This window comes from Nostoc sp. UIC 10890 (genome assembly GCF_054786515.1).
In genome coordinates, this window is the sequence record NZ_JBSGKF010000181.1 from 1 (window position 1) to 1,100 (window position 1,100).

Annotated in this window: 1 protein-coding gene; it reads left to right on the top strand. The window is 42.8% G+C overall.

Annotation, left to right across the window (positions count from 1 at the left end; all coding sequences use genetic code 11):
* Positions 1-67: 67 nt before the first annotated feature.
* Complete coding sequence (locus ACWATR_RS40275; protein ID WP_460346052.1) at positions 68-925, top strand: hypothetical protein; 858 nt, start codon at positions 68-70, stop codon at positions 923-925.
* Positions 926-1,100 lie beyond the last annotated feature (175 nt).

The following is a 1,100-nucleotide window of genomic DNA, read 5'->3' on the forward strand; positions in this document are numbered from 1 at the left end:
GTAAAAAAAATTGAGGATTATCTCCTGAATCGTTAAACCATTGTACTTTAAAACGGTCTTATTAGAAATGGATCAAGAGAACAACATACCCCACAGCAACCGTCAAGGTTCAATTCCTCCGCAAGGGGAAGGGACTTCAGCGCCAAAGGAGAATCCCTTCTCGAATGTGGAGGAAGGTAATGTCCAGGCTGAACTTCAACAAATCAGCTCTTTATTGGCGAAACTGCCCAAAAAACCAATGAGCAACGATGTTGTTCCAGCAGGGTATTTTGAACAGTTTCCAGATCTGATGCTGCAGAAAATCACTCGTTCAATCGCAGGCGGAAATTTAGAAACAGCCACCCAAAGCGCAGCCACTTCCGAAACAACGCCACCATTAGCAACGGCTCGACCAATTGCAACAACTCGACAAGAAGAAACACCGCAATCAGTTGAAACAACAAAACCCGTTGAGGAGATAAAACCTTCGACCAGTTTGGTAGTGCAATTCAAAAGATTCAGTGTTTCCATTGCAGCCGCAGTTTTACTCTGCTTGGCTGGAGTATGGTGGTTCAACGGCCCGTCTTCCTCAGAAACTTCACCGCAAAAATTAGCGGAAATGAAGAATGCGAAGCCTTCGGGCACCGAATCATCATCCGCAGGAGAATGGACCGAGTTGAATGCCCAATCGGGCGAATTGGAATCACTGGAAACCGATGGTTCTGCTTGGATCGATGCGAACGAGGTAGCCATCAGCACCACCGTAAAATCTCAACTGCAGAATCTTCCAACCGAAGTATTGACAGAATATCAGCAACTTTTTCCTGCACAACCCATCGCCCCACAGCCCAACCAAGTGGTATTGGACAAAAAATCTTTGCCTGCACTATTTGAGGATTACTCTACAGAGGAGCTAGAATATTACTTGGAAACGTATGGCGATTAAAATATGCGCCTTAAATTAGACAATTTCTAATTTTTTCTATATTTCAATAAATATTGTACTAGAAATGAAAAAAATATTTTTATTTGCATTGTGTTTATCGCTGTTTTCTTTGAAAATGTTGGGGCAACAGTCCAAACAAACGCCACTCGAACAGATTCAGTCTTTAAAGATTGCT